Here is a 6,730-nt window from a genome sequence, read left to right on the forward strand (position 1 = left end):
TATGAAAATACTCGAGTGGGATTATGAAAGAATCGAACGATGTTAAACACATATCTTTAAGGATTTTTTTCGGAACGATTCGTACGCGGAGCGTCTCCTAACAGAAGAAGGGGGGCTTTTCCCGCTAGAACTTTGGGGATACCCCCATTATGGTCAGGGCTTCAACAATTTCTTTAGAATAGCAAGGCCATTCTTGGATGGATAACGGAATTTGAAATCAAAGCGATTCGTCTGCTTCAGCACGCTTTTACTGTGCGAGAACGTGTGGAAGCTGTATTCCCCATGATAGGCTCCCATACCACTCTCACCAACACCTCCAAACGGAAGATAAGGCGTTGCCAGATGCATTAAGGTATCATTTACACATCCGCCGCCAAATGAAATGGAGGACAGGACATGGTCCTGAACATCTTCATTGTCGGTGAATAAATATAATGCCAGTGGTTTAGGGCGGTCATTAATTGCTCGAATGGCATCATTCAGATCATCATAGGTCAGAATTGGGCATAACGGGCCGAATATTTCTTCCTCCATCACAGGCATATCCCACGTAATATCATCGAGTATGGTAGGCTCAATCCGTAATTGATCCTTGTCTGTTCTTCCTCCATGCCGTTGATTCCCGTTATCTAGAAAGCTAGACAACCGGTCATAATGCTTCTTGGAAACGATACGGCCATAGTCTATGTTGGTTAGTGGATCTTGACCATAAAACGATGTAATTGAACCTTTCAGATGGGAGATAAACTTCTCTTTCACTCGGCTGTGCACGAGAAGGTAATCCGGAGCGACACATGTCTGTCCGGCATTCGTGAATTTACCGAAAGCCACGCGCTGGGCGGCGAGCTCTAGCGGAGCATCCTCATGAACAATGCACGGACTCTTGCCCCCAAGCTCGAGCGTAACGGGAGTTAGTCGCTTGGCTGCCGCCTCCATGACAATGCGACCGACATGGGTGCTGCCTGTGAAGAAAATATAATCCATCGGCTGCTCCAGCAGGCTCGTACTCACATCAGGCCCACCCTCTACAGACGCCACGTACTCCGGTGGGAAGGTTTCTTGGATAATGGAGGTAATGAGTCCCGAAACGGCAGGCGTTAGTTCAGACGGTTTCACAATCGCTGTATTGCCGGCGGCTAAGGCTCCGATCAGCGGAGAGATCGCTAACTGCCAAGGATAGTTCCAAGGGGCGATAATTAAAGCCTTGCCATACGGCTCGGGATAGATCATGCCGCGACTACCGACATGGGTAAGCGCGGTTTTTACACGACGCGGCTTGGCCCAGCCTTTCAAATTCTTTATGATGAAAGAAAGTTCCTTATACACGATGCCAATCTCGGTCGTATACGCTTCTTGCTCACCCTTGTTCAAGTCCTTGCGCAGAGCGCGAATGATGTCACTCTCGCGCGCAATGATGACCTGTCTTAACTTACGCAGCTGTTGTAGTCGAAATCCGACTTCACGCGTAATGCCCTTGTGAAAAAAACGCTCCTGTTCCGAAACTATAGCCGCAATCGAGTCGTTAACATTCATAGATAAACTCCTTTCATTTCAACTCCATTAGATATGTATACCCCTATGATTGAATTATGTATGTTGTCATTATTATATAGGAGGATGCGGATATATGAAAAATGCTGCCTCTGATGTTGAGAACACAAGCCCGACCGGGGCTTCAGGAAAAGGCAAAGCCATGTCCCGCCGCCAGTTCCTGAAACTGGGCGCGTCAGCGATTGCAGGTACTGGGCTGATTGGGGCAACATATGCATCATTATGGGAACCCAAACAGTTGGACATCACGAGGTTAACGCTCGCCTACTCGTCGCTTCCGCGGCCGTTTCATGGGCTTAAGATCGCACATTTCAGTGATTTGCATCTGGGGTTCCAGACCAGCGTAAAGGATGTCACGCGCCTTGTGGAAGCCATTCATGATGAACAAGTCGACATCGTCTGCTTCACGGGCGATATGGTGGATGGCGAAGCAGAAGAGATGCTAGCCGCCGTTCAGCCGTTATCCATGCTTCGGGCACAGCTTGGCGTATTCTCGATCTTGGGCAATCATGATTATGGCCATGTGAACCGATTGATCTCCCTGGAGGAGGAAGCCGGATTTCAAGTGCTCCGCAACACGCACGTCAAGCTCAAGCGGGAAGGGGCAGTCATCGCCATTGCAGGTTTGGATGATGGCATCTGGGGCCAGCCTGACCTTGAAGCTGCTCTGCAAGGGGTGTCTTCGGAGACGTTCAAGCTGCTGCTTATGCATGAACCCGATTTTGCGGATACGGCGGCCGTCTACTCGGTACAACTCCAGCTGTCAGGGCACAGCCACGGGGGGCAGATTCGGCTCCCTTGGATTGGGGAGGTCATAACGCCTCCAGGAGCGAAACGATACGTACAAGGACTGTACACGCTCTCTGAAGGGACGCAGGTATACGTTAACCGAGGAATCGGTACGACGCAATTGCCGATGAGGTTTCTCTGTCAGCCGGAGCTTACCATTATCACGCTGCATTCATCCATCCATTAATCAACGTAAAGTATGGAAGTCCAATTTTGTTACACAAATGAAATATACCTGTTATCAAACTCTAACAGCGGCAGGGTACACTTATCACATGACCCCCTTTTGAGAATATATATATGGTTTTGGACCCATTGATGGGTCCACTTTTTTTTGCCCGAATAAACGGATATACAAAAAGCAGAAGGTAACGCTGCCTCTTAAAGAAGAGGAACCGTTACCTTCTGCTTTTGTTCGAAATAGACCCATTCGTTATAACCGATATCTTTGAGTACTTTGGCAACCTCATCGAATTCGTCGCCGACTCGGGAGGGCTTGTGAGCATCGGAGCCAAAGGTGATGTCTACTCCATGATGATGGGCGACTTCGAGAATTGCGTGGGAAGGATACCAGCCGCCGGAGAGTTTGGTTTTGCCGGAAGTGTTGACTTCGATGGCCAGGCCGCACTCGGCGATGACCCGCAATGTCTCATCGATCGCTTCATCCGTAACAATATCGGAGAATGGCGGATAATTGCCCTTCATGGCATCCATGTGCGCGATAATCTGGAACATCCCGCTTCGAGCGGATTGGCGAATGAGGTTGAAATACTCCTCTTTGTCAGCTTTTTGCTCGTCGGTCGTTAAGTGATTCCAGCGATTTTTATTGAAGATACTGACATCACGGACATGATGAATGGAGCCAATAATGTAATCGAAAGGGTGTGCGGACAACGCTTGTTGATACACGTGAGCATGTTGAGGGAAATAGTCGGCTTCAATGCCGAGCAGTACCTTGATTTTCCCTTCGTACTCTTTCTTGATGTCCAGTACTTCGCGAACATAGTGATCGAATTCGCGCTTGGCCATCGAAATCGAAGGGAAGGGTTGTTCCTCATCACTCCCGAAATAAGGGGTATGATCGGAGATGCCAATCACTTGGAAATCAGCCGCAATCGCCGCTTCGACATAGTCACGAATGTTTCCGTCTGCATGACCACAACGAAAATGATGCGTGTGCAAATCAAATTTCATGAATCGTTCCTCCTCATTATTCACTGCTTATAAATTGTGTTTCCGGCATGCCCTTAAGATCGCTTAGAAATTGGCGCATGGCCGAGCTTACGTATCGTCCGCTCTTGTAGATCACGCCGACGGGATGGCTGACCTCGAGTTCTCGCAGCGGAACGATCTGAAGTGAGCCGTTGCGCAATTCGGTGGAAATGGATTGCTTGGAAATGATGGCCGCCCCGAGATTGATTTCGACCATTCGCTTAATTTCCTCACTGCTGGACAATTCCATCACAACATGGGGCTGAATGCCATGCTTCTTCATCACTTCATCGGCGAAACGCCTGCCTACCGTATCGCGGGATAGTAGAATGAGCGGAATGCCGCCCAGCACATCGATACTTGCTGTAGAGAGTTTAGCTAAAGGATGCTGAGGTGATACGACCAGTTCGAAGGAATCATAATATAGGACGGACGTGCTGAGATTCGGATTGCGTTCAATTAAATACCCGAGTCCGATGTCGATCAGTCCATTCTCCACGCTATGGTAGATTTGGGATGACGCCATGGATTGGATGGTGGTCTTGATATGCGGGAATTGATCCTGAAAATAGGAAAGTACCCGTGGAAGGATCTGAATCGCGATCGAAGTGGTCGTACCCAGTTGAATATGACCCTGCGGGGTTTGATCCAGGTCATTTAGACGCTGCTTCAGTTCATCCACGATACTGAGGATTTGTTCGGCATGCTCGACGAACACTTGCCCCCGGTCGGTAAGCGTCACCGGCTGGCTTCGGTCCACAAGCACGGTCTTGAACTCTTCCTCCAGACTCTTGATCTGGGCAGATACGGCCGGTTGAGTCAGATTGAGCAGCTCTCCCGCTTTACGAAAGCTCATCGTTTTGGAGATGGTAATAAGCGTTTCCAATTGGCTGATGTTCATAGCCTTCCTCCTTACTTGATTGGTTTCTTCCGCGTTAGGGATCGCATCGCTTTCTTGTTTGATCTAAATTATAGCTATTCTGCCGGGTGGAGCAATTCAGTCAGCATGGAAGCAGATAACCGCGTTGACGAATAAAAGATTTGACTTTCGCCATATTTGTTATTAAAAGATACGAAAAGCTTCCGATAATAGTAAAGTAGACATATGTATCGGGTGCGACCAAAGACCTGAATATCGTAATGGAATATTGCGTGCAGCCGCGTTCTCGTTCAGAGCAAAGCAGGCATCAGTCTGTATTGTTACAAGGGCTGCCGCTATTTTGTGATGATTTATTACAAGGTATCCATTATAATGTTTAAATAAATAGACAGGACTTTGGGACCCTGACCATCAACCCAGTGAAAGGGGAGTATTTAGGAATGAAAGCGGAAGTCATCAATCCTTTTTTAGAGTCCGCACGACACGTGATCGAACAAGTCATACAGGTTTCACCTTCCACGGGGAATCTTGGGGTCAAAGAGATTGTATATATTGAGAATCATATCTGGATTCAGATCGGCATGACGGGACAGATGAATGGTGACATTATATTCGGAATCCAGGAACAGGTTGCATTACATATGGTATCCGTCATGATGGGCGGTTATGTGATTACGGAGATGGACGAGATGGGTCAAAGCGCGATATCCGAGCTGGGTAACATGATTAGCGGCAACGCCAGCACGATTCTGGCTGGCCAAGGCGTGGCTGTCGACATTACACCGCCGCGAATTATTAAATCGGAACGCACGACCAGCTTTATTCAGAAGAAGGCGCTCTGCATACCGCTGCGGATGGAAGGGATCGGCGAACTGGATATTCAAGTCATGATTTCATAAAATAAGAGTAAGCAATCCCACGCCAGTACGTAATACGTACCGGCGAAGAAAGGGGCCATGAAATCATGCTGAAGGACAAGATTATCGTTATTACAGGAGCATCCAGCGGCATCGGAGCTATTATGGCAGAGAAGTTATCAAGCGAAGGTGCTTATGTTGTGTTATGTGCACGTTCTCTTGAACGTCTGCAAGAGGTAGCGGAACGGCTCTCTTCGCCTCATGAAATAGCGACATTGGATGTTCAGGACCCCCAGCAGACAACATCTGTAATCAAGGGGATTCTTGATCAACACGGCCGGATCGATGTATTGATTAACAATGCTGGTTATGGAAAATTCGAGTCCATCATGGATATGTCTCAAGACGAGTTCCAAGATATGATGGACGTAAACTATATGGGCATTGTGCGATGCACCCAAGCTGTACTGCCGGGCATGCTGGAACGAGGAGACGGACAAATCGTCAATATCGCCTCCATGGCCGGGAAGATTGGAACCGCCAAGTCTACGTCCTATAGCGCAACCAAGCATGCCGTGCTCGGATTCAGCAACTCCTTACGGCAGGAGCTGAGACATACAGGAATAACGGTGTCCACCGTCAATCCTGGACCGATCGATACGCCATTCTTCTCGCTGGCCGATCCATCCGGCGGTTACGTGAAGAACGTAAGTTGGTTCATGATGCAGGCCGACTATGTCGCTGATCAAGTCGTCAGACTGGTGAGAAAACGGAGGGAAGAGCTTAATCTTCCGCGGCTGGCTTCATTCGCCATTCGCCTGTATCAGCTGTTTCCAAGATTCGCGGATCGTGTGTCGCATAAATGGATGAATAAGAAGTAAGCCGTTTGTTACAAAGCTTCCGTCTCCAGCACGATATCGTGAAGAAGCGCCAAGGCTTGTTTCGTTGTTGCTGCATCCGATGAGAGCTGTGTAATTACTTGGTCGAGTCGTTCCTTGTAATTCGCCGGTCGAATGGGAAAGCTCTCGATCATGGCTACTGCCCGCTTCTCATTGATGCAGTATGACTCATTCTTAGCGAAGAGTACTTGATTCAAGCAAGCGATCGTGCGAAAGCAGTGTCCGGCAACGTACGTAATGTCGTCACTTCCTGCCGTCTTGTCGGCCAACATGAAGGAGAAAGAGGCTTCGAAGCCGAAGGATCGGATGATCGCTTCCTTCAATGCGTTCGGGTAAGGCTTTGTTTTCGTTTTCAGAGTCTGAATCCGTTGATCGGGGTCGGCCAAAATAGCAGCGATGGAGACCTCACCCATATACATGACATTCAAATAAGCATGCGGATGCCCGGTTTGGTAATGCGCTGACACCTTTCCGGATGAACAATCATCAATGATCCGCGACACCTGCTGAACATCGCGGAATAAGAAATCCACATGATGGCC

Annotated in this window: 7 protein-coding genes; 3 read left to right on the top strand and 4 right to left on the bottom strand. The window is 48.6% G+C overall.

From position 1 onward, the window contains the following. Positions 1–153 precede the first annotated feature (153 nt). A complete protein-coding gene (locus tag JCM10914_RS19180) occupies positions 154–1,533 on the bottom strand; it encodes an aldehyde dehydrogenase (protein WP_023963747.1) in 1,380 nt (459 codons plus the stop codon). A gap of 94 nt (positions 1,534–1,627) precedes the next feature. On the opposite strand from JCM10914_RS19180, the gene JCM10914_RS19185 reads away from it, so the two are divergent. Further along, the gene (locus JCM10914_RS19185) at positions 1,628–2,527 is read left to right on the top strand and encodes a metallophosphoesterase (RefSeq protein WP_023963748.1); all 900 of its coding nucleotides are present in this window, start codon (positions 1,628–1,630) and stop codon (positions 2,525–2,527) included. Positions 2,528–2,721: 194 nt separating this feature from the next. Here JCM10914_RS19185 and JCM10914_RS19190 read toward each other — a convergent pair whose 3' ends face one another. Next, on the bottom strand, positions 2,722–3,534 hold the full coding sequence (locus JCM10914_RS19190) for a histidinol-phosphatase (protein WP_023963749.1): 813 nt from the start codon (positions 3,532–3,534) through the stop codon (positions 2,722–2,724). A 16-nt stretch (positions 3,535–3,550) separates the two neighbouring features. After that, positions 3,551–4,453, bottom strand: a complete 903-nt coding sequence (locus tag JCM10914_RS19195; RefSeq protein WP_023963750.1) for a LysR family transcriptional regulator — start codon at positions 4,451–4,453, stop codon at positions 3,551–3,553. Between the two features lie 419 nt (positions 4,454–4,872). Between JCM10914_RS19195 and JCM10914_RS19200 the strand changes: the two genes are divergently transcribed. After that, positions 4,873–5,331, top strand: coding sequence for a chemotaxis protein CheX (locus JCM10914_RS19200; RefSeq protein WP_023963751.1), 459 nt, complete (start codon positions 4,873–4,875; stop codon positions 5,329–5,331). A 65-nt stretch (positions 5,332–5,396) separates the two neighbouring features. Continuing rightward, on the top strand, positions 5,397–6,170 hold the full coding sequence (locus JCM10914_RS19205) for an SDR family oxidoreductase (RefSeq protein WP_023963752.1): 774 nt from the start codon (positions 5,397–5,399) through the stop codon (positions 6,168–6,170). Positions 6,171–6,178: 8 nt separating this feature from the next. Here JCM10914_RS19205 and JCM10914_RS29340 read toward each other — a convergent pair. Next, on the bottom strand, positions 6,179–6,730 hold a 552-nt coding region (locus JCM10914_RS29340), incomplete at its 5' end, for a hypothetical protein (RefSeq protein WP_036719070.1).

Source organism: Paenibacillus sp. JCM 10914, assembly GCF_001315105.1.
Lineage (GTDB): Bacteria > Bacillota > Bacilli > Paenibacillales > Paenibacillaceae > Paenibacillus_AQ.